Annotated in this window: 25 protein-coding genes and 1 riboswitch; of the genes, 13 read left to right on the plus strand and 12 right to left on the minus strand. The window is 71.3% G+C overall.

Annotation, left to right across the window (positions count from 1 at the left end; all coding sequences use genetic code 11):
• Nucleotides 1-53: 53 nt before the first annotated feature.
• The 5 genes from IE212_RS18805 to thrC all read right to left on the minus strand — a co-directional run bounded on the left by IE212_RS18805 (nucleotide 54) and on the right by thrC (nucleotide 5,631).
• Nucleotides 54-1,181 (minus strand): NADH:flavin oxidoreductase, encoded by a 1,128-nt coding sequence (locus tag IE212_RS18805; protein WP_190199037.1) that lies wholly within the window; start codon nucleotides 1,179-1,181, stop codon nucleotides 54-56.
• A 180-nt stretch (nucleotides 1,182-1,361) separates the two neighbouring features.
• A complete protein-coding gene (gene groL, locus IE212_RS18810) occupies nucleotides 1,362-2,984 on the minus strand; it encodes a chaperonin GroEL (RefSeq protein ID WP_010035948.1) in 1,623 nt (540 codons plus the stop codon).
• A gap of 331 nt (nucleotides 2,985-3,315) precedes the next feature.
• A complete protein-coding gene (locus IE212_RS18815; RefSeq protein ID WP_010035953.1) occupies nucleotides 3,316-3,519 on the minus strand; it encodes a cold-shock protein in 204 nt (67 codons plus the stop codon).
• A 447-nt stretch (nucleotides 3,520-3,966) separates the two neighbouring features.
• Nucleotides 3,967-4,242 carry a ubiquitin-like small modifier protein 1 gene (locus IE212_RS18820; protein ID WP_141312348.1) on the minus strand — a complete coding sequence of 92 codons (276 nt, stop codon included), beginning with the start codon at nucleotides 4,240-4,242 and terminating at the stop codon, nucleotides 3,967-3,969.
• 102 nt (nucleotides 4,243-4,344) lie between these two features.
• Nucleotides 4,345-5,631 (minus strand): threonine synthase, encoded by a 1,287-nt coding sequence (gene thrC / locus IE212_RS18825; protein ID WP_190199038.1) that lies wholly within the window; start codon nucleotides 5,629-5,631, stop codon nucleotides 4,345-4,347.
• 18 nt (nucleotides 5,632-5,649) lie between these two features.
• A riboswitch (SAM riboswitch) is annotated at nucleotides 5,650-5,806 on the minus strand.
• A gap of 156 nt (nucleotides 5,807-5,962) precedes the next feature.
• On the opposite strand from thrC, the gene IE212_RS18830 reads away from it, so the two are divergent.
• The 3 genes from IE212_RS18830 to otsB all read left to right on the plus strand — a co-directional run bounded on the left by IE212_RS18830 (nucleotide 5,963) and on the right by otsB (nucleotide 9,238).
• Nucleotides 5,963-6,907, plus strand: coding sequence for a glucosyl-3-phosphoglycerate synthase (locus IE212_RS18830; RefSeq protein ID WP_190199039.1), 945 nt, complete (start codon nucleotides 5,963-5,965; stop codon nucleotides 6,905-6,907).
• Between the two features lie 73 nt (nucleotides 6,908-6,980).
• Nucleotides 6,981-8,390: an alpha,alpha-trehalose-phosphate synthase (UDP-forming) gene (locus tag IE212_RS18835; protein WP_190199040.1), complete on the plus strand. Its 1,410-nt coding sequence runs from the start codon at nucleotides 6,981-6,983 to the stop codon at nucleotides 8,388-8,390.
• Nucleotides 8,390-9,238, plus strand: a complete 849-nt coding sequence (gene otsB, locus IE212_RS18840) for a trehalose-phosphatase (RefSeq protein ID WP_190199041.1) — start codon at nucleotides 8,390-8,392, stop codon at nucleotides 9,236-9,238. The genes IE212_RS18835 and otsB overlap by 1 nt, the downstream gene beginning before the upstream one ends.
• Before the next feature lie 233 nt (nucleotides 9,239-9,471).
• Here the strand turns inward: otsB and IE212_RS18845 are convergent, their stop codons facing one another.
• Both IE212_RS18845 and IE212_RS18850 read right to left on the minus strand, forming a co-directional pair.
• Complete coding sequence (locus IE212_RS18845; RefSeq protein ID WP_190199042.1) at nucleotides 9,472-9,717, minus strand: DUF3263 domain-containing protein; 246 nt, start codon at nucleotides 9,715-9,717, stop codon at nucleotides 9,472-9,474.
• 35 nt (nucleotides 9,718-9,752) lie between these two features.
• Nucleotides 9,753-11,006 carry an ABC transporter substrate-binding protein gene (locus IE212_RS18850; protein ID WP_190199043.1) on the minus strand — a complete coding sequence of 418 codons (1,254 nt, stop codon included), beginning with the start codon at nucleotides 11,004-11,006 and terminating at the stop codon, nucleotides 9,753-9,755.
• Between the two features lie 154 nt (nucleotides 11,007-11,160).
• Between IE212_RS18850 and IE212_RS18855 the strand changes: the two genes are divergently transcribed.
• The 3 genes from IE212_RS18855 (at nucleotide 11,161) to IE212_RS18865 (ending at nucleotide 14,360) form a co-directional block, all read left to right on the plus strand.
• Nucleotides 11,161-12,102, plus strand: coding sequence for an ROK family protein (locus tag IE212_RS18855; RefSeq protein ID WP_190199044.1), 942 nt, complete (start codon nucleotides 11,161-11,163; stop codon nucleotides 12,100-12,102).
• 80 nt (nucleotides 12,103-12,182) lie between these two features.
• Nucleotides 12,183-13,313 carry an N-acetylglucosamine-6-phosphate deacetylase gene (gene nagA, locus IE212_RS18860; RefSeq protein WP_190199194.1) on the plus strand — a complete coding sequence of 377 codons (1,131 nt, stop codon included), beginning with the start codon at nucleotides 12,183-12,185 and terminating at the stop codon, nucleotides 13,311-13,313.
• A gap of 117 nt (nucleotides 13,314-13,430) precedes the next feature.
• Nucleotides 13,431-14,360 (plus strand): 1-phosphofructokinase family hexose kinase, encoded by a 930-nt coding sequence (locus IE212_RS18865; RefSeq protein WP_190199045.1) that lies wholly within the window; start codon nucleotides 13,431-13,433, stop codon nucleotides 14,358-14,360.
• A 31-nt stretch (nucleotides 14,361-14,391) separates the two neighbouring features.
• Here IE212_RS18865 and IE212_RS18870 read toward each other — a convergent pair whose 3' ends face one another.
• Together IE212_RS18870 and cdgB are read right to left on the minus strand one after the other, a co-directional pair.
• Nucleotides 14,392-15,327: a CBM35 domain-containing protein gene (locus IE212_RS18870; protein ID WP_190199046.1), complete on the minus strand. Its 936-nt coding sequence runs from the start codon at nucleotides 15,325-15,327 to the stop codon at nucleotides 14,392-14,394.
• A gap of 117 nt (nucleotides 15,328-15,444) precedes the next feature.
• Nucleotides 15,445-17,103: a diguanylate cyclase CdgB gene (cdgB, locus tag IE212_RS18875; RefSeq protein WP_190199047.1), complete on the minus strand. Its 1,659-nt coding sequence runs from the start codon at nucleotides 17,101-17,103 to the stop codon at nucleotides 15,445-15,447.
• Nucleotides 17,104-17,434: 331 nt separating this feature from the next.
• Here cdgB and IE212_RS18880 point away from each other — a divergent pair, with 331 nt between their 5' ends.
• Entirely contained in the window at nucleotides 17,435-18,019 is a 585-nt protein-coding gene (locus IE212_RS18880; protein WP_190199048.1) for a flavin reductase family protein, read from the plus strand.
• Between the two features lie 105 nt (nucleotides 18,020-18,124).
• Entirely contained in the window at nucleotides 18,125-18,595 is a 471-nt protein-coding gene (locus tag IE212_RS18885; RefSeq protein WP_190199049.1) for a GNAT family N-acetyltransferase, read from the plus strand.
• Between the two features lie 19 nt (nucleotides 18,596-18,614).
• On the opposite strand, the gene arfB is transcribed toward IE212_RS18885, so the two are convergent.
• On the minus strand, nucleotides 18,615-19,052 hold the full coding sequence (gene arfB, locus IE212_RS18890; RefSeq protein WP_190199050.1) for an alternative ribosome rescue aminoacyl-tRNA hydrolase ArfB: 438 nt from the start codon (nucleotides 19,050-19,052) through the stop codon (nucleotides 18,615-18,617).
• A 145-nt stretch (nucleotides 19,053-19,197) separates the two neighbouring features.
• On the opposite strand from arfB, the gene IE212_RS18895 reads away from it, so the two are divergent.
• A complete protein-coding gene (locus IE212_RS18895; RefSeq protein ID WP_190199051.1) occupies nucleotides 19,198-19,773 on the plus strand; it encodes a TerD family protein in 576 nt (191 codons plus the stop codon).
• A gap of 156 nt (nucleotides 19,774-19,929) precedes the next feature.
• On the opposite strand, the gene IE212_RS18900 is transcribed toward IE212_RS18895, so the two are convergent.
• A complete protein-coding gene (locus tag IE212_RS18900) occupies nucleotides 19,930-21,378 on the minus strand; it encodes a M1 family metallopeptidase (protein WP_190199195.1) in 1,449 nt (482 codons plus the stop codon).
• 7 nt (nucleotides 21,379-21,385) lie between these two features.
• Between IE212_RS18900 and IE212_RS18905 the strand changes: the two genes are divergently transcribed.
• Nucleotides 21,386-21,886 (plus strand): hypothetical protein, encoded by a 501-nt coding sequence (locus IE212_RS18905; protein ID WP_190199052.1) that lies wholly within the window; start codon nucleotides 21,386-21,388, stop codon nucleotides 21,884-21,886.
• Nucleotides 21,887-21,909: 23 nt separating this feature from the next.
• Here IE212_RS18905 and IE212_RS18910 read toward each other — a convergent pair whose 3' ends face one another.
• Nucleotides 21,910-22,587, minus strand: a complete 678-nt coding sequence (locus IE212_RS18910) for a pentapeptide repeat-containing protein (RefSeq protein ID WP_190199053.1) — start codon at nucleotides 22,585-22,587, stop codon at nucleotides 21,910-21,912.
• Nucleotides 22,588-22,734: 147 nt separating this feature from the next.
• Between IE212_RS18910 and IE212_RS18915 the strand changes: the two genes are divergently transcribed.
• The 3 genes from IE212_RS18915 (at nucleotide 22,735) to IE212_RS18925 (ending at nucleotide 25,435) form a co-directional block, all read left to right on the plus strand.
• Nucleotides 22,735-23,715, plus strand: a complete 981-nt coding sequence (locus IE212_RS18915; protein WP_190199054.1) for a zinc-binding dehydrogenase — start codon at nucleotides 22,735-22,737, stop codon at nucleotides 23,713-23,715.
• A gap of 35 nt (nucleotides 23,716-23,750) precedes the next feature.
• The gene (locus IE212_RS18920; RefSeq protein WP_373301407.1) at nucleotides 23,751-24,647 is read left to right on the plus strand and encodes an aminoglycoside phosphotransferase family protein; all 897 of its coding nucleotides are present in this window, start codon (nucleotides 23,751-23,753) and stop codon (nucleotides 24,645-24,647) included.
• Between the two features lie 104 nt (nucleotides 24,648-24,751).
• A complete protein-coding gene (locus IE212_RS18925) occupies nucleotides 24,752-25,435 on the plus strand; it encodes an HdeD family acid-resistance protein (protein WP_190199056.1) in 684 nt (227 codons plus the stop codon).
• Nucleotides 25,436-25,797 lie beyond the last annotated feature (362 nt).

Raw genomic sequence — 25,797 nt, forward strand, 5'->3', positions numbered from 1 at the left:
CAGTGTCCTTGAGTGATGCAAGCGGATCTAGAGTCACGGTCCCGAAACCGGTTTCAGCTGAGGGACTTCAGCGCCGCCGCGTCGTACGGCGCCAGGTCCTCGAAGCGGCCGTCGAGCACCTTCCGCGCCCACAGCGGGTCCTGCAGCAGGGCGCGGCCGACGGCGACCATGTCGAACTCGTCGCGCTCGAAGCGGTCCAGGAGGTTGTCGAGGTCGCCGACCTCGGCGCCCTGGCCCTGGAAGGCCTTGATGAAGTCACCGTTCAGGCCGACCGAGCCGACGGTGATGGCGGGCTTGCCGGTGAGCTTCTTGGTCCAGCCGGCCAGGTTGAGGTCGGAGTCGTCGAACTCGGGGACCCAGTAGCGGCGGGTGGAGGCGTGGAAGGCGTCGACGCCGGCCGCCGCGAGCGGGGTCAGGATGGACTCCAGCTCCTCGGGGGTCTCTGCGAGGCGGGCGTCGTAGGCGTCCTGCTTCCACTGGGAGTAGCGGAAGATGACGGGGAAGTCGGGGGAGACGGCCTCGCGGACGGCGGCGACGATCTCCGCCGAGAACCTGGCGCGGGCGACCCGGTCGCCGCCGTAGGCGTCGGTGCGGCGGTTGGTGCCCTCCCAGAGGAACTGGTCGAGCAGGTAGCCGTGCGCGCCGTGGAGTTCGACGCCGTCGAAGCCGATGCGCTCGGCGGCGGCGGCGGCCTCGGCGAACGCGCCGATGACGGCGTCGATGTCGGCCTGCGTCATGGCCTTGCCGGTGGGCTCGTCGGCGCCGATGCGCAGTCCGGAGGGGCCGACGGCGGGGGCGTCGGCGACGGGCGGCTCGCCCTGGTTGCGGACCATGCCGATGTGCCACAGCTGCGGCACGATGGTGCCGCCCGCGGCGTGCACCGCCTCGGCGACCTTGGCCCAGCCCGCGAGCTGCTCCTCGCCGTGGAACCGGGGGACGCGGTCGCTCTGCCCGGCGGAGTCGTGGCCGACGTAGGTGCCCTCGGTGACGATCAGGCCGACTCCGGCGGCGGCGCGGCGCGCGTAGTACGACAGCACGTCCTCGCCGGGGATGCCGCCCGGGGAGAACATGCGGGTCATGGGAGCCATCACGATCCGGTTCGGGACGGTCAGGCCGCCCAGCGTGACGGGCCGGGACAGGATTTCGGCGGCGCGGGAGGCGGCGGAGGCGGCGACGGTCACGTAGGACTCCTCAGGGGGTACCGGTCAGTATGTGCATGCGCATAGGACGCACATTCCAACAGTCCGCCCCGGCCGCGGCATCCCGGCCCAACTGTGATCCCGCACACACGCCCGAGGGCGGCACCCCCTGTCGGAACAGGAAGTGCCGCCCTCGGCAAGGACGTTGATCGACCGGGTCGATCAGAAGTCCATGTCACCGCCCGGCATGCCGCCGCCGGCCGGGGCCGCGGCCTTCTCCGGCTTGTCGGCGATGACGGCCTCGGTGGTGAGGAACAGCGCGGCGATGGAGGCGGCGTTCTGCAGCGCGGAACGCGTCACCTTCGCCGGGTCGATGATGCCCTCGGCGATCATGTCGACGTACTCACCGGTCGCGGCGTTCAGGCCGTGGCCGACCTGGAGGTTGCGGACCTTCTCCACGACGACGCCGCCCTCGAGACCACCGTTGACGGCGATCTGCTTCAGCGGGGCCTCCAGCGCGAGCTTCACGGCGTTGGCGCCGGTCGCCTCGTCACCGTCGAGCTCCAGCTTCTCGAAGACCTGGGAGGCCTGCAGCAGGGCCACGCCACCACCGGCGACGATGCCCTCCTCGACGGCCGCCTTGGCGTTGCGCACGGCGTCCTCGATGCGGTGCTTGCGCTCCTTGAGCTCCACCTCGGTGGCGGCACCGGCCTTGATGACCGCGACACCGCCGGCGAGCTTCGCCAGGCGCTCCTGCAGCTTCTCGCGGTCGTAGTCCGAGTCGCTGTTCTCGATCTCGGCGCGGATCTGGTTGACGCGGCCCTGGACCTGGTCGGCGGAGCCGGCACCGTCGACGATGGTGGTCTCGTCCTTGGTGATGACCACCTTGCGGGCCTTGCCCAGCAGGTCAAGGGTGGCGTTCTCCAGCTTGAGGCCGACCTCCTCGGAGATCACCTCGCCGCCGGTGAGGATGCCGATGTCCTGCAGCATCGCCTTGCGGCGGTCGCCGAAGCCCGGGGCCTTGACGGCGACGGACTTGAAGGTGCCGCGGATCTTGTTGACGACCAGGGTCGACAGGGCCTCGCCCTCGACGTCCTCGGCGATGATCAGCAGCGGCTTGCCCGACTGCATGACCTTCTCCAGGAGCGGGAGCAGGTCCTTGACGTTCGAGATCTTGGAGTTCGCGATCAGGATGTACGGGTCGTCGAGGACGGCCTCCATACGCTCCATGTCGGTGGCGAAGTACGCCGAGATGTAGCCCTTGTCGAAGCGCATACCCTCGGTGAGCTCCAGCTCCAGACCGAAGGTCTGGGACTCCTCGACGGTGATGACGCCTTCCTTGCCGACCTTGTCCATGGCCTCGGCGATGAGCTCGCCGATCTGGGTGTCGGCGGCGGAGATGGAGGCCGTGGAGGCGATCTGCTCCTTGGTCTCGACGTCCTTCGCCTGCTCCAGCAGGGCGGCGGAGACGGCCTCGACGGCGCGCTCGATACCGCGCTTCAGGGCCATCGGGTTGGCGCCGGCGGCGACGTTGCGCAGGCCTTCCTTGACCAGGGCCTGGGCGAGGACGGTCGCGGTGGTCGTACCGTCACCGGCGACGTCGTCCGTCTTCTTGGCGACTTCCTTGACCAGCTCGGCGCCGATCTTCTCGTACGGGTCCTCGAGCTCGATCTCCTTGGCGATGGAGACACCATCGTTGGTGATCGTGGGGGCGCCCCACTTCTTCTCGAGGACGACGTTGCGGCCCTTGGGGCCGAGCGTCACCTTCACGGCGTCCGCGAGCTGGTTCATGCCGCGCTCGAGGCCGCGCCGCGCCTCCTCGTCGAACGCGATGATCTTGGCCATGTGAAGTGGTCCCTCCAGGACTGGGGGTGATTACTTCGGACCGCGCCCGCGCCCGCGACGGACGGCTCGCTTGCCTCGTGGTTCCTTCCCACCCGGCCTGCGGGCCTCACCGACCCGGTCCTTACGTTGTCACTCTCACCTTCAGAGTGCTAACGCAATGATTAGCACTCGGGCATGGCGAGTGCAAGCGCCTCCCGGGGATCGGGCGGGGGCGTCAGCCACCCGCGAAACCGCCCGGCACCCTCTTCGAACAGGCCGAAGGGCCCGCACCCCGGGGGGTGCGGGCCCTTCTGAGAAGACCGGTCGCCTGAGCGTTGGTCGTGGTGCGCGTTCAGGCAGAGACGCGAACCATGTCGGCCTGCGGACCCTTCTGGCCCTGCGAGATCTCGAACTCGACCCGCTGGCCCTCTTCCAGGGTGCGGTAGCCGTCCATCTGGATCGCGCTGTAGTGGACGAAAACATCCGCACCACCGTCGACCGCGATGAAGCCGTACCCCTTCTCCGCGTTGAACCACTTGACGGTGCCCTGAGCCATGCCTAACTCCCCTATTACTGGCCCTTGCACAGATCCACACTTCGCGGACCCGGGTCAGACCTCACCCCCCACGGTTGGGGGCGTGCGCCGGAACGCGTCGACCGCGGCTGAATGTATCTGTCCAACTGCCGTCTGCAACAGGTCAATCGGACGAGAATTCCGGACGCACAGCATCCGGAATGTGGGGAGAATTCGCCAGACTTCAGGGCAAGTCGGGCCACACAAAGGGAACAAAAGCCGCGAAAGACCGACACACTTTGGCTACATCTGGTCGGGTCCGCGGCAGAAATTAAGGGCTCTCGATCAGCGGACCGGGAGCGCGTTCCCCAACTGTACCGCGCTCAATCACACTGAATTGCCCCCTCCGCTTCTCTCACGGAGGGGGCAATTCAATGAACTCTCAGTCACCGCAGTTACCGAAGGTAACAAACGGGTCGGCCGACCGGTTCAGCCACCGGCGACGGCGGGGATGATCGACACGCCGGCACCGTCCGGCGTCGCCGTCTCCAGCCCCTGCTCGAACCGCACGTCGTCGTCGTTGACGTACACGTTGACGAACCGGCGCAGCTTGCCCTGGTCGTCCAGCACCCGGGCGGCGATCCCCGTGTGGTTCTTCTCCAGATCGGCGATGACCTCCCCGAGGGTCGCCCCTTCGGCGGACACCTCGGCCTGACCGCCGGTGTAGGTACGCAGGATGGTGGGGATGCGAACGGTGACGCTCATCGGAACATGACCTCCGGTTTTATTGAAGCTACGGAAGGGGCGCGCCCTCAGGGGCGCGGGGAACTGCGCGACCAGCCCCCACCGGCCCGCAGCGAACAACGATCAGGCGAGTCCGGCATCCCGGAACGAGTCCAGGTTGGGCCGAATGGTCGCAGTCAGCCCCGTGCCCGCCACCGCGTCCAGCGTCTTCAGACCATCCCCGGTATTCAGCACCACCGTGCTCTTCGCCGGGTCGAGCACCCCGTTCTCGATCAGCTTGCGCGTCACACCCACCGTCACCCCGCCGGCGGTCTCCGCGAAGATCCCCTCGGTCCTGGCAAGGACCTTGATCGCGTCGACGACCTGCTCGTCCGTCACGTCCTCCACGAAACCACCCGTACGCCGCGCGATGTCCAGCACGTACGGCCCGTCCGCCGGGTTGCCGATCGCCAGCGACTTGGCGATGGTGTCCGGCTTCTGCGGGCGGACGACGTCGTGTCCGGCCTTGAACGCCGTCGACACCGGCGAGCAGCCCTCGGCCTGGGCACCGAAGATCTTGTACGGCTTGTCCTCAACCAGACCGAGCTTGATCAGCTCCTGCAGACCCTTGTCGATCTTCGTGAGCTGCGACCCCGAGGCGATCGGCACGACCAGCTGGTCCGGGAGCCGCCAGCCCAGCTGCTCGCAGATCTCGTACGCGAGGGTCTTGGAACCCTCCGCGTAGTAGGGCCGCAGGTTGACGTTGACGAAGCCCCAGCCCTCACCGGCCGGGTCGCCGATCAGCTCGGAGCAGAAACGGTTCACGTCGTCGTAGTTGCCCTCGATGCCGACGAGCTCGCCGCCGTAGACCGCGGCCATGACGACCTTGCCCTGCTCCAGGTCGTGCGGGATGAACACGCAGGACCGGAAGCCGGCCCGGGCCGCGGCCGCACCCACCGCACCGGCGAGGTTGCCGGTCGAGGAGCAGGAGAGGGTGGTGAAACCGAAGGCGCGCGCCGCCTCCAGCGCCTGGGCGACGACCCGGTCCTTGAAGGAGTGCGTCGGGTTGCCGGAGTCGTCCTTGACGAACAGCTTGCCCTCGTCGACGCCGAGCTCACGGGCGAGGTTGTCGGCCTTGACGAGCTGGGTCCAGCCGGGGTTGATGTTCGGCTTGGTCGCCACGTCCGCGGGGACGGGCAGCAGGGGGGCGTAGCGCCAGATGTTCGAGGGGCCCGACTCGATGCGCTTACGCAGCTCCTCGGTGTCGTAGGCCGAGAAGTCGTAGGCGATCTCCAGCGGGCCGAAACACTCCTCGCACGCGAAGACCGGGCCGAGAGGCACGCGGTGACCGCACTCGCGGCAGCTCAGGGCGGCGGCGGGGCCGAGGTCCACGGTGGATTCGGTGGTGCTTGCAACAGTCTGCACAGCCATGTGAGGCGAGGCCCTTTCTCCTCATCTTCCTCACGACGCATCTCGCCGTGAGACGGATTTGGCACCTTCCCGAGCCGGGAGCCTCGCGCATGGGGTCGACAGTGACCTACGAGTACCGACTGGAGGGTTGCCGGGGCTTCATCGGGCCGTTTCCCTCTGCCCCTCTGGATGAGCTGTATGTGGTTGTGAACGGCGGCTGACCCCGGACATGCGATGGTCATCCGCCTTGTTCAAGACTGTAACCGACGACCAGGACAGTTGAGATAGTCGTCCGAACCGCGAGACGGCTCACAGTCCGTCCCCGCCGAGAGAACGCTAAGGAGCCGCCACGGTGCTGGAAGAAGTCGAGCGCTGGCTGGGCACCCGTTCCTGGTCCGCATCCGATCGCCCGCTCCACCGGATACTGGCCGCCAAGCAGCGCACCGGCCAGACGGTGAGCGTCGTGCTGCCCGCCCTCAACGAGGAGGAGACGGTCGGCGACATCGTCGCCGTCATCCGACACGACCTGATGCGGCAGGTCCCGCTCGTCGACGAGCTGGTCGTCGTCGACTCGGGGTCGACCGACCGCACCTCGGAGGTCGCCGCCGCCGCGGGCGCGACGGTGGTGCACCGGGACGCGATACTCCCGCGCCTGCCGGCCGTGCCCGGCAAGGGCGAGGTGCTGTGGCGTTCACTTCTCGTCACCCGCGGGGACGTCGTCTGCTTCGTCGACGCCGACCTCAAGGACTTCTCGTCCGAGTTCGTCTCCGGGATCGTCGGCCCGCTGCTCACCGACCCGGACGTCGACCTGGTGAAGGGCATGTACGACCGCCCCCTGCAAGGCGCGGCCGGGCAGGGCGGCCGGGTCACGGAGCTGATGGCCAGGCCGCTGCTCAACCTGCACTGGCCGCAGCTGGCCGGGTTCGTGCAGCCGCTCGGCGGCGAGTACGCGGCCCGCCGCTCGCTGCTGGAGCAGCTGCCGTTCCCCGTCGGGTACGGCGTCGAGCTGGGCATGCTGGTCGACGCCCTGCACCTGGTGGGTCTGGACGCCCTCGCCCAGGTGGACGTCGGGGTGCGCAAGCACCGGCACCAGGACGGGCAGGCGCTGGGCCGGATGGCCGCCGCGATCTACCGCACGGCCCAGCTGCGGCTGGCCCGCGGGCATCTGGTCCGGCCTTCCCTGACGCAGTTCGAGCGGGGCCCGGACGGCTTCGAGCCGCGCACCTACTCCGTCGACACCGAGGAGCGCCCGCCGATGGCGGAGATCGCCGAGTACCAGGCGCGGAGAGCGGCCTGACCGGGCTGGTTTTCGGCCGGACGAGGCAGGTCCGTACGTTTGAGCGTTTACAGGCCGGGCTAGGTTGAGGCCTATGGGTGCGACGTACGGTTCTGCACGGGTTCTGGTGGCCTCCAACCGTGGCCCGGTCTCCTACACGGTCGGCGAGGACGGTTCGCTGAACGCCAAGCGCGGCGGCGGCGGGCTGGTCTCCGGACTGTCCGCGATCGGCTCGGACGCGGACACGCTGTGGGTGTGCTCGGCGCTGTCCGACGGCGACCGGGAGGCGGTCCGGCGGGGCGTCGGTGAGGACGGCGTGCGGATGCTGGACATCCCGGCGGACGTGCACGCGGACGCCTACAACGGCATCGCGAACTCGGTGCTGTGGTTCGTGCACCACATGCTGTACCAGACGCCGCTGGAGCCGGTCTTCGACGCGGAGTTCCGGCGGCAGTGGGCGTCGTACGAGACGTACAACCGCGCTTTCGCCGAGGCGCTGGCCGCGGAGGCGGCGCGGGGCGCGGCGGTCGTGGTGCAGGACTACCACCTGACGCTGGTCCCGGGCATGCTCCGCGAGCTGCGGCCGGACCTGCGCATCGGCCACTTCTCGCACACGCCGTGGGCGCCGCCCGAGTACTTCCGGATGCTGCCGGACGACGTGGCCGGGCAGGTGCTGAGCGGCATGCTGGGCGCGGACCGGCTGGGCTTCCTCACGCAGCGCTGGGCGGACGCGTTCACGGCGTGCGCCGAGCGGTTCGCGGGCGGGCTCGGGGGCACCCGGATCGGCGTCCACGGACTGGGGGCCGACGCGGACTTCCTGCGCAGGCGGTCGCACGAGCGGGACGTCGAGGAGCGGATGGCGGCGCTGCGGGAGGAGATCGGCCCGGCTCCGGACGGCGGTGCCCGCCGCACCATCGTCCGGGTCGACCGCACCGAGCTGTCGAAGAACATCGTGCGCGGCCTGCTGGCCTACCGCCGGCTGCTTCAGACCCACGCCGAGTGGCGCGAGCGCGTGGTGCACGTCGCCTTCGCGTATCCGTCCCGGCAGGACCTGGCGGTGTACCGGGACTACACGGCCGAGGTGCGGCGGCTGGCGGACGAGATCAACGCCGAGTACGGGACACCGGGGTGGACCCCGATCCTCCTGAACCTCAAGGACGACTTCGCCCGCTCGCTGGCCGCGTACCGGCTGGCCGACGTGGCGCTCGTCAACCCCATCCGCGACGGCATGAACCTCGTCGCCAAGGAGGTCCCGCTGGTCTCCGACGCGGGCTGCGCGCTGGTGCTGTCGCGGGAGGCCGGGGCGTACGAGGAGCTCGGCGAGGACGCGATCACGGTGAACCCGTACGACATCACGGGCACGGCGGCCGCGCTGCACGAGGCGCTGTCGATGCGCCCGGAGGAGCGGGCCGAGCGGAGCAAGCGCCTGGCGGCGGCGGGGACGGCGCTGCCGCCGACGCGGTGGTTCCTGGACCAGCTCGAGGCGCTGAGGGCTGATCAGTGATGACCGGCTCCACCGGCTCCGCGCTGCCGACGCCGACCACGGCCCCCGGCCGGGACGGCCTCGACGCCATCCTCGCCCGGCCCGGCAAGGCCCTGATCGCGCTGGACTTCGACGGGACGCTCGCGCCGATCGTGGCCGACCCCGAGCAGGCCCGGGCGCACCCCGAGGCGCTGACCGCGCTGGCCGCGCTCGCGCCGAAGGTGGCCGCCGTTGCGGTGATCACCGGGCGGCCCGCCGAGGTCGCCGTGCGCAACGGCGGTTTCGCGGACGCCCCCGGCCTTGAGCACCTCGTCGTGCTCGGGCACTACGGCGCCGAGCGGTGGGACGCCCGCAGCGGCGAGGTCAGCGCCCCCGCCCCGCACCCGGGCGTGGCCGCGGCCCGTACCGAGCTGCCCGAGCTCCTCGACCGGCTCGGCGCGTCGCAGGGCACCTGGATCGAGGAGAAGGGCCGGGCGGTGGCCGTGCACACCCGCCGGGCCGCCGATCCGCAGGCCGCCCTCGACTCCCTGCGCGAACCGCTCGCCGGCCTCGCGCACCGGCACGGCCTGATCGTCGAGCCCGGCCGCATGGTCCTGGAACTGCGCCCGCCCGGCATGGACAAGGGCGTCGCGCTCACCGGGTTCGCCCGGGAGATCGGCGCCGGGTCCGTCCTCTTCGCCGGCGACGACCTGGGCGACCTGCCCGCCTACTCCGCCGTCGACAAGCTGCGCGCGGACGGCACCCCGGGCCTGCTGGTGTGCAGCGGCAGCGCCGAGGTGACCGAGCTGAGGGAACGGGCGGACCTGGTGGTGGACGGCCCCGAGGGCGTCGTACGCCTCCTCGGCACCCTGGCGGCCCGCCTCGGCTGAAGGTCCACCTGACGGTCGTCACGAACGACGACCGCACTCACCCCAGGGGGCGCGGGGAACTGCGCGACCAGCCACGACGCGCCCGCACCCGCGACGGCCGGACGCCCAGGACCCTCGTCAGGAACGGTGACCGCACTCACCTCAGGGGGCGCGGGGCGGTGCCGATATGCGGCTCCGCCGCGGGGCGCGAACAACCCCCACGCACCCGCACCCGCCGGACGGCCCAGGCCCCCTCAGCGTTCCGCCCGCCGCGTCTCCCGTATCCGCCGCAGCCGGTTCACCGTCACCGGGTCGTGGGCCAGGGCCCGCGGGTCGTCCAGCAGGGCGTTGAGGAGCTGGTAGTAGCGCACGGGGGCGAGGCCCAGCTCCTCCCGGACGGCACGTTCCTTCGCTCCGGGGCCGGGGAAACCGCGGCGTTCGAGCGCGAGGATGTCCCGCTCCCTGCGCCCGAGCCGCGTCGGGTCGTACTCCTCGTCCATGTCCGGCACCGTAACGCCCGCCACCGACAGCGGCCCTACTCCGCGCTCTCCGCCCGGCTCGCCGCCGCCTGGAGCCGGCCAAGGACGCCGGAGGGGCTGACGCCGGGGGCGACCGCCTTGCCGATCTGCTGCTTCACCTGGGCGCTGACGCCCGCCCAGGAGGTCTTGCCGACCGGGTAGAGCTCGGAGGCCGGCAGCTCGTCCAGGAACGTCTTGAGGTGCCGGTCCCGGCCGGAGGTGGCCATGGTCTCGGACGCGGAGCTGGTGACCGGCAGCAGGTCGTACTCGCGGGAGAAGGCCAGCACGTTCCGCTCGCTGTAGACGAAGTCGAGGAAGTCTCCGACCTGGTCGCGATGGCCGTTCTTGCGGAAGGCCGTCATCCAGTCCGCGACACCGAGCGTGGACCTGGTCGTCCCCTCCTTGCCCGGCGTCGGCACGATGCCGTACTTGGCGCCCTTCCTGGCGGCGATCTTCGCCAGGGACGGGTGGCCGTTGAGCATGCCGACCTCACCCTTCGCGAAGGCGGCGAACGCGTCGGCCCGGTTGAGCTCGCCGGGCGCGACCGGCCCGGTCAGTCCCTTGCCGACCAGTTCGTCCTTGAGCCAGGAGAAGGTGTCGACGTTCTCCGGGGAGTCGATGCCGTAGCTGCCCACGGTGTCGGTGTAGGCGCCCCCGCCGCTGAGCATCCACTGCAGGGTCTCGGCCTGCGCCTCCTCCGGGCCGAGGGGGAGCGCGTAGGGGTACTTCACCCCCTCGGCCTTGAGCGCCTCGGCGTCCTCGGCCAGGTCGTCCCAGGTCTCGGGCGGGGTGATGCCGGCCTTGGCGAAGAGGCTCTTGTTGTAGAAGAGCACGCGGGTGGAGGAGGCGAACGGCATGCCGTACTGCACGCCCCTGACCTGTCCCGCGGTGGCCAGCTGCCCGACGAAGTCGGCCTGCACGGGTATGGAGAGCAGGTCGTCGGCCTTGTAGAGCTGGTTGCGGTCCGCGTAGTCGGCGTACGCGCCGATCTGCGCCATGTCCGGCGGGTCACCGGCGGCGACCATCTCCCTGACCTTGCGGTCGACATCGTTCCAGGAGTAGACGCTGACGTCGATCTTCACACCTGGGTGGTCGGCCTCGTACTCCTCCACCAGCTTGTCCCAGTACTTCCGCGAGCTGTTGGCGGCACTGTCGCCGTAGTCGGCCGCGACCAGCTTCAGGGTCACGTCGGCCGAGCCGCCCGACATTCCGCAGCCGCCGAGGACCGCCGTCATGCCCAGTGCGGACACCACCGCGATCGTTCCTGCCATCCGCCGCCGCTGCACCGCTGCTCTTCCCCAACCCTGGCGTCGCCGCCCACACCGGTGACGTGGCCGCCACCGAAATTTTTCGATATTCGGAATAAGGTCTACACCACGTGAGTGGACTAGACCTCTCGCGGGTCCCCGGGTCACACTGTTCTCCGTGAGACATGTCATCGCCCTCGACGTGGGCGGCACCGGAATGAAGGCCGCCCTGGCCGGACCGGACGGCCAGGTGCTGCACCGGGCCCGCCGGGTCACCGGCCGCGAGCAGGGCCCGCGGGCCGTCGTCGCGAGCATCCTCGACTTCGCCGCCGAGCTGCGCGCGTACGGCTCCGAGCACTTCGGCACGCCCGCGTCCGCCGCCGGGGTGGCCGTGCCCGGCATCGTCGACGAGGCGCGCGGCACCGCCGTCTACGCGGCGAACCTCGGCTGGCGCGACGTGCCCCTGCGCGAACTCCTCGCGGAGCGGCTGGGCGTCCCGGTGGCGCTCGGCCACGACGTACGCACCGGCGGCCTGGCCGAGGGCCGGGTGGGCGCGGGCCGGGGCGCCGACCGGTTCCTGTTCGTGGCGCTGGGCACCGGCATCGCGGGCGCCATCGGCGTCGACGGCCGGGTCGAGGCGGGCGCGCACGGCTTCGCGGGCGAGATCGGCCACATCGTCGTACGCCCCGGCGGAGCCGCCTGCCCGTGCGGCCAGCGCGGCTGCCTGGAGCGCTTCGCGTCGGCGGCGGCCGTGAGCGAGGCCTGGGCGGCGGCCTCCGGTGGCCCGGGCGCGGACGCGGCGGACTGCGCGAAGGCCGTCGACTCCGGCGACCCGAAGGCCCGGGCGGTCTGGCAGGACGCCGTGGACGCCCTGGCCGACGGCCTGGTCACGGCCCTGACCCTGCTGGACCCGCGCACCCTGATCATCGGCGGAGGCCTGGCGGAGGCGGGCGAAACCCTCTTCACACCCCTGCGCGAAGCCATCGGCCGCCGCGTCACCTTCCAGAAACAGCCGACGATCGTCCCCGCGGCGCTGGGGGACGCGGCCGGATGTCTGGGCGCCGGGCTCCTGGCCTGGGATCTCCTTGACCGAACCGACCGCATGGAGGTAACTGCCTGATGACCGATACCCCAGGGGCGCGGGGAACTGCGCGATCAGCCCCCGCGCACCCGCACCCCCCGACGGCCGGACAGCCCACGGTGCTGACCGGTGCGACAGTGGTCCTCCCCACGGAAACGGTCCACAACGGGCAGTTGGTCATCGACGGCACCCGCATCGGCCACACGGCCCCGGAGAACGCCCACTTCATCGACGTGACCGGCCACTACGTCGTCCCCGGCTTCGTCGACCTCCACAACCACGGCGGAGGCGGAGCCTCCTTCACCTCCGGGTCGGTCGACGACGTCCTCAAGGGCATCCACTCACACCGCGAGCACGGCACGACCACCCTGCTCGCCTCCACCGTCACCGGTGACATGGACTTCCTCACCCGGCGCGCGGGCCTGCTGAGCGAACTGGCCGAGCAGGGCGAGATCGCCGGCATCCACTTCGAGGGCCCGTTCATCTCCCCCTGCCGCAAGGGCGCCCACGCCGAGGAACTGCTGCGCGACCCGCACCCCGCGGACGTCCGCGAACTGCTCGACGCGGCCCGGGGCCAGGCGAAGATGCTCACGCTGGCCACGGAGCTGCCCGGCGGCCTGGACTCCGTGCGCCTCCTGGCCGAGCGCGGCGTGATCGCGGCGATCGGCCACACGGACGCCACCTACGAGCAGACCCTCTCGGCCATCGACGCGGGCGCCACGGTCGCCACCCACCTCTTCAACGCGATGCCACCGCTCGGCCACCGCTCCCCCGGTCCCATCGCGGCGCTCCTGGAGGACGACCGGATCACGGTCGAGCTGGTCAACGACGGTACACACCTGCACCCCGCCGCCCTCCAGCTGGCGTTCCACCACGCGGGCGCCGACCGGGTCGCGTTCATCACCGACGCGATGGACGCGGCCGGTTTCGGCGACGGCCGCTACTGGCTGGGCACGCTGGAGGTGGAGGTCGCGGACGGCGTGGCCCGGCTGGCGTCGGACGGCACGATCGCCGGCTCGACCCTCACCCTGGACCGCGCCTTCAAGCGGGCGGTCACGGTCGACGGCCTGTCCGTCGAGGACACGGTGCGGGCACTCTCGGCGACCCCCGCCCGCCTGCTCGGCATGTCCGACCGGATCGGCTCCCTGGAACCCGGCAGGGACGCGGACCTGGTCCTGCTGGACGCCGATTTCGACCTGAAGGGCGTGATGCGCCGCGGCGAATGGGTGGTCGGTCCCCAACTGGGCTGATCCGTCCCGCAGTCGAGTGACGGTGGCCGACTCCAGGACTGGGCCGGCCGCCGTCTCTTTGGCATGATCAGGGAACGTTCACGGCAACAAGCGCGTCCCGGGGGGAGGTCGGCCCAGGTGATCCTCACGGTCACGCTGAACACCGCTCTCGACATCACCTATCGCATACGGTCCCTCAGGCCGCACACCACCCACCGCGTCTCCGAGGTGACCGAACGCCCCGGCGGCAAGGGCGTCAACGTGGCCCGGGTCCTGGCCGCCCTCGGGCACGAGGTGACGGTGACCGGCTTCACGGGCGGTGCGACGGGGCGGGTCGTGCGGGAGAAGCTGGCATCCGTGCCGGGAGTGGTCGACGCGCTGGTGCCGGTCGCGGGCGCGACCCGCCGCACGATAGCCGTGGTCGACGACCGGACCGGCGACACGACCCAGCTCAACGAGCCGGGCCCGACGGTCACGTCCGCCGAATGGTCGGCCTTCCAGGAGGCCTACGCGGGCCTGCTCCCCTCCGCCTCGGCGGTGGCCCTGTGCGGCAGCCTGCCGCCGGGCGTCCCGGTCGGCGCGTACGCGGGCCTGATCCGGACGGCCCGCTCCTCCGGGATCCCGGTCCTCCTCGACACCAGCGGCGAACCCCTGCGCCGGGGCGTCGCGGCCCGCCCCGACATCATCAAGCCCAACGCCGACGAACTGGCGGAACTGACCGGTTCCCACGACCCCCTGCGCGCCACCCAGGACGCCCGCCGCCGGGGCGCGGGCGCGGTGGTCGCGTCCCTCGGCCCCGACGGCCTCCTGGCCGTCACCCGGTTCGGCCGCTGGCACGCCACTCCCCCGGCCCCTGTGCGAGGCAACCCGGCAGGAGCCGGCGACTCGGCGGTCGCGGGCCTGCTCTCGGGCCTGATCGAACAGCTCCCCTGGCCGGACCGCCTGGCCCGGGCGACGGCCCTCGCGGCGGCGACGGTGGCAGCACCGGTGGCCGGGGAGTTCGACCCGAGCCACTACCAGGAGCTGCTGGGGCGGGTGGCGGTGACCGGCGAGGCGTCGGCGGCCTGAAAGCCCTCGCGCCCCGCAGACGCCGGCAGGGTCAGCTCTTGCTGTCGACCCAGCCCTTCACCAGCCACATGCGGTCGAGGAGGGCGTCGCACTGGTTGCCCTGCTCGCAGGAGACCTTGATCGTGTTGGTGCCCTTGTTGAGCTGGACGTAGTTGTACGTCTTCGTCCAGCCCTTCTCGAAGTCACCCTCGGGGGCGTGCGTCCAGTTCTTCAGGTCGACCGGCCGCTCGGAAGGCGTGCCGTTGACCGTGAGGGTGGCGTTCTGGTCCTTGCCGGGCACGCTGTAGCCGACGTACACGGTGTACTTGCCCGCCTTCGGGATGCCGTCGACGCTCCAGGTGACCGAGGCACCGGGCTGGTTGAACCCTGTGACGTAGACACCGCCCTCGGCCTGGGCCCCCTTGACGTCCGTGGCGGTCGCCATGCCGGGCGAGAGCCTGAGGGTCTTGGCGTCGGCCGCCGGCAGCTCCTCCTCCTTCGCGGCGCCACCGCTGCTCTTGGAGGGGCTCGGCTTCGAGGCCTGGGACTGGGTCGGTCCCGGGTTCGCCTGGTTGTCGGGCTGGTCCTTGTCCTTGTCGCCGCCGACCATGGCCACGCCGATGCCGATCACGACCGCGGCGACCACCGCGATCGCGCCGATCAGCAGGCCCTTGGTGTTGGGACCGCGGCCGCCCCGGCCGCCGCCACCGCCCGCCGGCGTCTGATGCTGGGCGGCGGGAGCACCCCCGGGAAGCGTCTCCGGCGCCGCGTAGTGCGCGTTCGGCTGGCCGTAGGCCGCCGTCTGCGCCTGCTGGGTCGCCTGCTGGCCGTACTGGCGTGTGCCGACCGCACGCACCCGGTTGACCGAGTTCGGGTAGCCGTAGCCACTGGACGGCGGCTGGGCCCCGTTGGCCTGCCCGTCGGCGTAGAGGTAGCCGAACGGGTCGTCGTCCTCGGGCGTGCTCGCGCCGTTGTTGCCGGGCGTCATCCCTAGGTCTCCTCAGTCAAGTGCGGTGCAGCAGAAGTACGGTCGAGAACGCGAGCCTACCCGCTCCCAGTGACCCAAACGGGTGACTCGGACCGCATGCACTCGCTGACCTGGGGTTCACCCAGCGCGTCTGTGTTGTTTGGGACGAGATCGTTTCTCGACGTACATCCGCTCGTCAGCGGATTTCAACACTTCGTCCGCCGTCATTCCACAGTGTGCCCATCCGATGCCGAAGCTGGCGCCCACCCGGACGGCCCGGCCCTCGGCGCGGATCGGCTGGATGATCTCGTTGCGGAGGCGGACCGCGAGGTCCTGTGCGTCGGCGCGGCCGAGCCCGTCGGCGAGGATGACGAATTCGTCACCCCCGAGCCGGGCGACGGTGTCGCCGTCCCGGACACCGTTGCTCAGCCGGCGGGCGACCTCGATGAGGACCGCGTCACCCGCGTTGTGCCCGAACCGGTCGTTGATCGACTTGAATCCGTCGAGGTCGCAGAAGAGCACGGCGAGACCCTTGGTGCCGTCGTCGTGGTCGCCGTCCGGGGCGACGGTGTGCACATGGTGGTCGTAGGCGTCGTACGGCTCGGCGCCGGAACCGAAGTCGAAGCCCTGGCCGACCGCGTCGAAGGCGGGGTGGCCGTAGGCGGCGTCGTGGGACTCGGCGGCGGGCTGCAGCGGCGCGGTGCGCCGGCACAGCCGGGCGGACAGCCGGGAGCGCAGCTCGGCGGAGTTCGGCAGGCCGGTGAGCGAGTCGTGCGAGGCGCGGTGGGCGAGCTGGAGCTCGCGGCGCTTGCGCTCCTCGATGTCCTCGACGTGGGTGAGCAGGAACCGCGGCCCGTCGGCGGCGTCCGCGACGACGCTGTTGCGCAGGCTGACCCAGACGTACGTGCCGTCGCGGCGGCCGAGGCGGAGCTCGGCCCGGCCGCCCTCCGCGGAGGTCCGCAGCAGCGTGCCGATGTCCTCGGGGTGGACCAGGTCGGAGAACGAATAGCGGCGCATCGCGGAGGCGGGGCGGCCCAGCAGCCGGCACAGGGCGTCGTTGGTGCGCAGGATCCTGCCGTGCTGGTCGCCTCCCATCTCGGCGATGGCCATGCCGGACGGGGCGTACTCGAAGGCCTGCCGGAAGCTCTCCTCGCTGGCCCGCAGCGCCTGCTGCTCGCGCTCCAGCCGGACCAGGGCGCGCTGCATGTTGGCGCGCAGCCGGGCGTTGCTGATCGCGATGGCGGCCTGGAAGGCGTACATCTGGAGCGCCTCGCGGCCCCAGGCGCCGGGGCGGCGGCCGTTGCGCGGCCGGTCCACGGACAGCACGCCGATCAGCTCGCCGCACGTCCCGCTGCCCTTCGGGGCGGGCGCGTACATGGGCGCGAAGAGCCGGTCGGCCGGGTGCCACTCGTCCTCGAAGCGGGGGGCGGGGCCGTCGGTGTACCACTGCGGGACGTCGTCGTCGTCGAGGACCCAGCCCTCGGTGTGCGGTATGAACACCAGGTCACCCCAGTGCTCGCCCATGCTCAGGCGGCGGTCCCAGGACTCGCGCGAGCCGACGCGGCCGGTGATGAGGGCCTCGGCGGCGGGGTTCCCGGCGAAGGCGGCGACCACGAGATCGCCGTCCGGCCGTACCAGGTTCACGCACGCCAGCTCGTACCCGAGGGCGGCGACCACGCCCTCCGCGACGGTCTGCAGTGTGTCCGCCAGGCTGCGGGCCGTGTTCATGTCGGCCATGACCTGGTGCAGTTGTCGCAGGGACGCAAGACGGACGTATGGCTCCGACTCTGTCTCCATGCTCGCCCTCCCCCCGAGTACCTCGCAGCGAATCAAGAATCAAGGGTTCTCATCGGCGTATCGTCCTGGCAGCTTCCCCGCCACTGAATCACAGCGCGCTGCTCACTCGGTACACAGGGTCAACAATTCCCGCCCCTTGTGACTCAAGTCACAGGCAAACCTGAACAACTGCGTGGAGTTTCTGCGTTTTCCCGGTGCGGGCGGCGAGTGCCTTTTGTGGTGTTGCGCACAACTACGCGAGAGGTCGGTCGCGGGTCCTAGGACCGTGCTTCGCCCGTTTCGGCCGGGAGCCCGATGCGGGGCGCGCGGGACGGAGATTAGCGTTTCCGGTGTGCCGAACACTCCCCCTGTCACGTCCCCGATCATTCCGTCGCCCGCCTCCGGGCATGCTGAGGGGGTGAGCAACGACGAGTTCCGCGCCGCCATGTCCCGGCTGGCCTCGGGCGTGGTCCTGGTGACCGCGCAGGAGCCGCCGCTCGACCCGGACGACCCCGGCGCACCGGACAGCGAGGACGTGGGCATGACGGCCACGGCCTTCATGTCGGTGTCCCTGGACCCCCCTCTGGTGCTGGTGAGCCTGCGCGAGGGCTCCCGCATGGACGAGCTGCTCGCCGAGCAGGACCTGTGGGCGGTCTCGGTGCTGTCCGAGAGCCAGCGGCACATCGCGGGCCGCTTCGCCATGAAGGGCCGCGTCAGCGACCGTCTGCTCTTCGCCGACATCCCGTACACCCGGGGCGAGCACTCGGGCGCCCCCCTCGTCGGCGGCGCCCTGGCCGTCCTGGAGTGCCGCACCGAGCAGCGGGTGCCGGCCGGCGACCACACGCTGGTGATCGGCCGCGTCCTGACGGCCCGGGTGCCGAGCGCGGACGGCGGCCCGCTGACGTACTTCCGGGGCCGGTACCGGCAGTTGGGCTGAAGAAACCGTTCGCCGGGGGCGGGCCGCCTGTCTAGTGCCGCGGCAGGCAACGTTCGCCCGTCAAGGAGCGGCGTCCGGTGCGTGCCGCGGCACTAGGGTGCGCGCATGACGACGACCGGCCCGCGCCTCGAAGAGATCACTCCGGCGAACCTCGACGCCGCCCTCGGCATCCGCGTCCGCCCCGACCAGGAGCATGCGGTCGCCCCGGTCGTGAAGTCGCTCGCCGAGGCCTACGTCCACCCCGGCGTCGCCTGGCCCCGCCTGATCGTGGACGGCGACCGCCCGGTCGGCTTCGTCATGGCCTGCCTCGGGATCGACTGGTACGGGGACGGCAGCGACATTCGTTCCGGCCTGTGGCGGCTGAACATCGCGGCCGGTGAGCAGGGCAGGGGGTGCGGCCGCTTCGCCGTCGACTCCGTCGCCGCCGAGCTGCGCCGGCGCGGCACCGAGAGGTACTACGTCACGTGGCACCCGGGGCCGAACGGCCCCGAGGGCTTCTACCTGCGGCTCGGCTTCCGTGCGGACGGGGAGAACAGCGGGGGCCAGACGGTGGGCGTGCTGGAGCTGGACCAGTAGGGGCTCGCCCGTCGGGGCGTCAGCTCCAGTCCCGCGCGGAGCGCCCCCGCTTGGTCTGCGAGCGCTGCTTCTTCTCCCGCAGGCGGCGCTCGTTGATGCCGCGCGGGACGCGGGTCGGCTTGCGGGGCTTGGGCGGGGGCGCGGTGGCCTCGGCCAGGAGCGCGGCGAGCCGTACGGCGGCGGCCTCGCGGTTGCGCCACTGGGAGCGGTGCTCGGAGGACCGCACGGTGACGACCCCGTCCACCAGGCGCCCGGCGAGCCGCTCCAGCGCCCGCCGCTTCCACACCTCGGGCAGCGCCTGGGTCTTCGCCAGGTCGAAGCTCAGCTCGACCTGCGAGTCACTGGTGTTGACGTGCTGCCCGCCCGGCCCGGACGACCGCGAGAAACGCCACATGAGCTCGGCCTCGGGCAGGGAGACGGAGCCGCGGATGACGTGGGGACCGGACATGCCGTTCATGTTCCCGCCCCCGCCCGGTCCACGTCACCCGAATATCCAAGGTAAAGAAAGCAAAGCGGGCAGGAACCTCTCGTACGCTCCCCGACGTTCATAGGGATAGCTGTAGCTTCTTGCCGTACGTATTCGAGGGAAGGGACTCCCAACAATGGCTGTAAGCCTGTCCAAGGGTGGCAACGTCTCGCTCACCAAGGAGGCTCCGGGCCTGACCGCCGTCACCGTGGGCCTCGGCTGGGACGTCCGCACCACCACCGGCACGGACTTCGACCTCGACGCGTCCGCGATCGCGGTGAACAACCAGGGCAAGGTCTACTCGGACGCCCACTTCGTCTTCTTCAACAACAAGCAGACCCCGGACAACTCGATCGTCCACACCGGCGACAACCGCACGGGCGAGGGCGCCGGCGACGACGAGGCGATCAACGTCAACCTGGCGGCCCTCCCGGCCGACATCGACAAGATCGTCTTCCCGGTCTCGATCTACGACGCGGAGAGCCGCTCGCAGAACTTCGGCCAGGTCCGCAACGCCTACATCCGCATCGTCAACCAGGCCGGCGGCGCTGAGATCGCCCGCTACGACCTGTCGGAGGACGCGGCGACGGAGACGGCCATGGTCTTCGGCGAGCTCTACCGCAACGGCGCCGAGTGGAAGTTCCGCGCGGTCGGCCAGGGCTACGCCTCGGGCCTGGTCGGCATCGCCCAGGACTTCGGCGTGAACGTCTGACGGACACCCTCCGTCCACGCGTGGAGCCCCCGGCCGCGACAACGGGCCGGGGGCTCCAACGCCCTCAGGGGCATGCCCAGGGGCGCGGGGAACTGCGCGACCGGCCACGGACCACCGGCAGCCGACGACACCGGTACACGCCGGCGACGTTCCCCCTCAGCCCCGCTCCGGCTTGCCCTCGCCGTACAGCCAGTCCTCCCAGATCCCGTCGAAGTCCACGCCCGGTGCCTGCTTCTCGACGAACCTGGTGAAGTCGTCCGTTCCGGCGTTGCCGTGCCGGTACTCGGCCGCCCACCCTCGGAGGATCCGCCAGAACCCGTCGTCCCCGACGGCCTGACGGACCTGCTGCAGCACCATCGCGCCGCGCAAGTACACCGGCGGCTCGGAGATCCGCGCGGCGTCCGGCGGCTCCGCGGGCGGGAACTCCCAGATCGCCTCGCCGTCCTCCTCGGTGTCGAAGTAGTCGCCGGAGTACAGCGCGTCGAAGGTCTCCTGCGTGCTCTCGCCGCCGTGGTCCTCCTCCCACAGCCACTCCGCGTACGTGGCGAAGCCCTCGTTGAGCCACATGTCCCGCCAGCTTCGCGGGGTGACGGAGTCGCCGTACCACTGGTGGGCGAACTCGTGGACGAGGAACGTCATGTCGGGGGCGTCCGGGAAGACGGGCCGGCTCTGCGTCTCCAGGGCGTAACCGACCTCGGGCGCGCGGTCGACGATCGCCCCGCCGGCGGAGAAGGGATACGGGCCGAACCTCCGCTCCGCCCAGCGCAGCACCTCGGGGATCCGCCCGAGCACCGGGCGGCTCGCCTCCGTCTCCGCCGGGTCGACGGCCGTGTACAGGGGCAGGCCGTCGCCCGTCCTGGAGCGGCTGATGTCGAAGTCCCCGATCGCGAGCGTGGCGAGGTAGCTCGCCATGGGCTCGGCGGTGTGCCAGCGGAAGGTCGTACGGCCGTTGGCGGTCGTCTCGCTCCGCAACTCCCCGTTGGACACGGCCTGCAGCCCCCGCGGCACGGTCACTGTGAGGTCGTACGCCGCCTTGTCGGACGGGTGGTGATTGCCGGGGAACCACGTCATCGAACCGGTCGGCTCGCCGAGCGCGAGCACCCCGTCGGTGGTGCGCAGCCAGCCCTCCTCGGAGCCGTCCGGGTCGGTGACGGTCTCCGGGGCGCCGGAGTAGCGGACCGTGACACGGAACCTCTCGCCCTGGCGGATGTCGTCGCGCGGCCGGACGGTGAGCTCCTGCCCGGCCCGGTTCCAGCGGGCCGCCACGCCGCCGACGGTGACCGCTTCGACCTTCAGGCCGCGCAGATCGAGGTTGAAGGCGGACAGGCCCTTCGTCGCCCGCGCGGTGAGGGTGGCCGTGCCGGTGAGGTGGTGTGCGTCCGGGGTGTAGGCGAGGCGCAGGCCGTAGTGGCTGACGTCGTAGCCGCCGTTGCCGGCCTTCGGGAAGTACGGGTCCCGCACGCCGGAGCCGCCCGGGACGCCGTGGACACCGGCGCCGCACGCGGTGAGGGCGGCGAGGGTGAGGGTGAGGGGGACGGCGGTCAGCGCGGGGAGAAGGCGTGCGGGTCGGGCCACGCTCGCGATCCTACGGCCGCATGACACCATCACCTGCGTGCTCGACATCGGCTATGCCCTCTCCAACCGCTTCCCCGACCCGCCCCAGACCGACTACCGCCGTGCGGACGTCCACGCCCTGCGGCACGACCTGTTCTGCGGTGACGTCTACCTGGCGGACACCGAGGCGGACCGTGAGGTGTCCACAGCCTGGGGATGGGTGCCGGTGCTCGACTTCGCGTGGGCGCTGTGCGACATCGTGGAGCGGATCGACCGGGACCCGGCGGGCTCCCGGGCGTCCCGGCCGCAGCGGGCGGAGCTGGACTTCACGGAATCCACGGACCGGATGCTCTTCGAGCGCCGCTTCGGATGGGTGGACATCGAGGCCGACTGGATGCCGGCCGAGGAGGCCCCCCTGACCTTCTCCCACGCCGAACTGCGCCGCGAGGCCCGGGACTTCCTGCACGATCTGATCGCCGACCTCACGGACCTGCACGACGACCTGGCGGAGAACCCGGCGATCTGGACGTTGCAGGCGCGCTTTCCCAGGGTCCCCTGAAGCACCCGGGCGCCGGCCCGCTCTCAGTCCTCCACCCTGATCCCCCACTCCACCGCCAGCACCGGTGCCAGATCCAGCAGTTGCGCCGTGCTGATCACCGCCCCCGACAGCCGGTCCAGCCCTGCGCTGATCTCCAGCGACGCGGCCCCGCGCAGGTCGACGTCGGTGAGGGTCGCCGCATGGAAGTCGGCGCCCTTCAGTACGCAGTCCACGAACTCCACGCGCTCCAGCCGGGCTCCCCCGAAGTCCGGCTCGACCAGCACACAGCCCTCGAAGACCACGTCCCTGAGCCGGGCCGTGCGCAGGTTCAGGAAGTCGATCTTGCCGCCGCGGATCAGCACCCGCTCCAGCACCGCCCCGTGCAGCTGCGGCCCGCCCAGGCGGGCGTCGGTCAGCTCCACGTCCCGCAGGGTCGCCTCGGCGAGGTCCGTACCGAGGCCCCGGACGCCGGTCAGGGCCGAGTCCAGGACGCGGGCGTGGTGCAGCCGGGTCTCGTCCAGCGCACAGCCCACCAGCGAGCAGTCCATGAACCGGGCGCCCGAGCCGTCCTGCCCGCCGAGGTCCGCGTCCCGGAACTCCAGCCCGTCGTAGTCTCCGTCCGGCTCCAGCCCACCGCCCCCGTACGGCGCCGGCACGGGCAGCCGCACCTCCGGTCGCCGCGCGCCCTTCACGCCCTTACCGCCCGCCGCTCTCCTCGCCATGCCCCTATGCTGCACGCCACCACTGACAACCAGGGTCGTCCTGCCCTTCGACGAACGGGACTTGACCTCAAGCATGCTTGAGGTTGGAGGCTTGGCGCATCAGTCGAACCGGCTGGGGCACACCAGTCGAACCTGTGAGGAGCTGTCATGCGCGCCATCCGCCTGCACGCCTTCGGCCCGGCCGAGAACCTCACCTACGAGCAGGTCGAGGACCCCCGGCCGGGCCCCGGCCAGGTCCTCATCGCCGTACGGGCCGCGGGCGTCCACCTCCTGGACACCGCCCTGCGCGAGGGCGTACAGGGACCGGCGCCCGAGCCGACGCCGCTGCCGACGATCCCCGGCCGGGAGGTCGCCGGAGTCGTCGAGGCCCTGGGCGAGGGCGTCGCGGACTCATGGCTCGGCAAGCGGGTCGTCGCCCACCTCGGCTTCGTCCCCGGCGGCTACGCCGAACTGGCCGTCACCGACGCCGAGCGGCTGCACGAGATCCCGGAGAACCTGGACTTCGCCGAGGCCGTCGCCATGATCGGCACGGGCCGTACGACGATGGGCATCCTCCAGTACGCCGACCTCGGCCCCGACTCGGTGGCCGTCGTCCCGGCCGCCGCCGGAGGCGTCGGCACGCTGCTCGTGCAGTACGCCAAGAACGCCGGCGCGACCGTCGTCGGCCTCGCGGGCGGGCCGGAGAAGGTCGCCCGGGTGCAGGCGAACGGTGCCGATCTCGCCGTCGACTACAAGGACCCGGCCTGGCCCGCGAAGGTCCGCGCCCACCTCGGCGGCCGGGGGGCGACCGTGGTCTTCGACGGCGTCGGCGGCGACGTGGCCCGCGAGGCCGTCGCCCTCCTCGCACCCGGCGGCCGGCACATCGTCTTCGGCTGGTCCGGCGAGGGCATCCACGACGGCGAGCCCTACCTCGTCGAAGGCCTCTCCGAGCAGGTCCTCGGCCCGCTCATGCTCCAGAAGGCCGGCGGCCCCAATCCCGTACGCACCCTGGAACTGCGCGCCCTGACCGAGGCCGCCGCCGGTCGCCTCACCCCGGCCGTGCAGCGCTTCCCGCTCAGCGAGGCCGCGGCAGCGCACCGGGCGCTGGAGACCCGGGGCACGACGGGCAAGGTCGTCCTGGAGCCGTGAAAACCGCATGCCCCGCCCGGCACACCCCGGCTACCGTGCCGAGAGTGATCGACATCCCCCGGGAACTGGCGGCATCACAGGAGAAGTACAACGGGGAGGCGGGCCGCGCCTTCATCGCCGGGCTGCCGGACCTGACGGCCCGCTTCCTCGACCGCTGGGAACTGAGAACGGACGGGCCGTCCATGCACGGCGTCTGCGCCCTGGCCCTCCCGGTCCGGCGCGCCGACGGCACCCCCGCGGTCCTCAAGCTCCAGATCCTCGACGAGGAGAGCGAGGGCGAACCGGTCGCCCTGCGGGCCTGGGACGGCGACGGAGCCGTCCGTCTCCTCGACCACGACGGGCCCACCGGCACGATGCTGCTGGAGCGCCTCGACGAAACCCGCACACTGTCCCGGGAACCGGACCGCCACCGGGCCGTCGTCACCATCGCGGAACTCCTCGCCCACCTCACCTCCTTCCCCGCCCCGCCCGGCCTGCGCCACCTCGGCGACATCGCCCGGGCCATGCTCGACCAGACCCCGTGGGCACTCGCCCGGATCCCCGACCCCGGGGCCCGCCGCCTCGTCGCCGACTGCGCCGCCGCCGTACGCGAAGTCGCGGACGAGCCCGGCGACCGCCTCCTCCACTGGGACCTCCACTTCGAGAACGTCCTGGCCTCCGACCGCGCCCCCTGGCTCGCGATCGACCCCAAGCCCCTGGCCGGCGACCCCGGCTTCGAACTGTGGCCGGCCCTCGACAACCACTTCGACCCCGACGACGTCCTCTGGCGCTTCGACGCCATGACCGGCGTCCTCGCCCTGGACCGCCCCCGCGCCCGCGCCTGGACCCTCGGCCGCGTCCTGCAGAACGCCCTGTGGGACATCGAGGACGGCCGCCCCCTGGACGACGGCCAGCTCGAAACAGCTCGCCGCCTGCGCGGCCACGGCGGTTGACCTGGACTTCTTCGAGGCGCACTCGCTCACCGGGCGAGGCGGTACCGGGCGGGGTGACGATGGAAGGGAACCGATCCCGGCTCCTCCCGGAAGGGTGAGGCGGTATGACATCCTCCTCCGATTCCCCGACAGGCGCCCGCACCGGGTCCCCGTACGGCGCCGAGCCACAGGACACCTCCGCCGGCGGCCTGGCGGCGTTGGCGAACCTGGGCTGGCAGATCCTCCTCGTCACGGGCCTGGCCTCCCTGGCCCTCGGCGTCGTGGTCCTCGCCTGGCCGGAGGAGACGCTCCGGGTCGTCGGCGTACTCTTCGGCGTCTACCTGCTGGTCCTCGGCGTCTTCCAACTGGCCGCCGCCTTCGGCGCGCACGTCCCCCGGCATCTTCGTGCGCTGCACTTCCTCGCGGGCACGCTGTCCGTCCTGCTCGGGCTGATCTGCTTCCGCGGCACGATGCAGTCGATCCTGCTGCTCGCCCTGTGGATCGGCTTCAGCTGGCTGCTGCGCGGCACCATGGTGACGGCCACGGCGGTGTCCTCCCCGGAGGCGCCGGCCCGGGGCTGGATGCTGTTCACCGGGATCATCGGCATGCTCGCCGGCATCGTGCTGATCGTCTCGCCGTTCGCCTCGATCGGCGCGCTCACCCTGGCGGTGGGGGTCATGGCCATCGTCCTCGGCGTGATCGAGGTGTTCCAAGCCGTCAGGATGCGCGTCGAAGCCGGCCGTCTCACGTCGGGCACCCCTGCCGGACGGCGGCCGCTGTTCCGCTCCCAGCCGCATCCCCAGCACTGATCACCCGCCCCGAAACCCCTGGCCAGAACGACTTGGCCAGGGGTTGGGCCATGCGAGCCCGTTTCCGGCCACCGAGCTTTCCGGACACCGAGCGGGAAGATCGGTTTCGTTGGGTTTCGGACGTGACCCCCTGCGGGAGCGACGGCAAACCGGAACTATCACCCGCATCGCCGATTCCCGCTTTGACTTTCGTTGGTATTTCGCGCCCCCTTCCGCCGCACGGAAGGAGGACCCGTTCGAAGGCCGCCTCAGACCTCGCGAAGTGCGACCGTAAGGCACCACATCCGGCGATTGACACCCCATTACGCCAAACCTAATCTCCGTCCAGATCGACGACCGTTGAACGGTATATCGAACAATCG

Origin of the sequence: Streptomyces djakartensis, from assembly GCF_014651075.1 — a bacterium.
GTDB lineage: Bacteria > Actinomycetota > Actinomycetes > Streptomycetales > Streptomycetaceae > Streptomyces > Streptomyces djakartensis.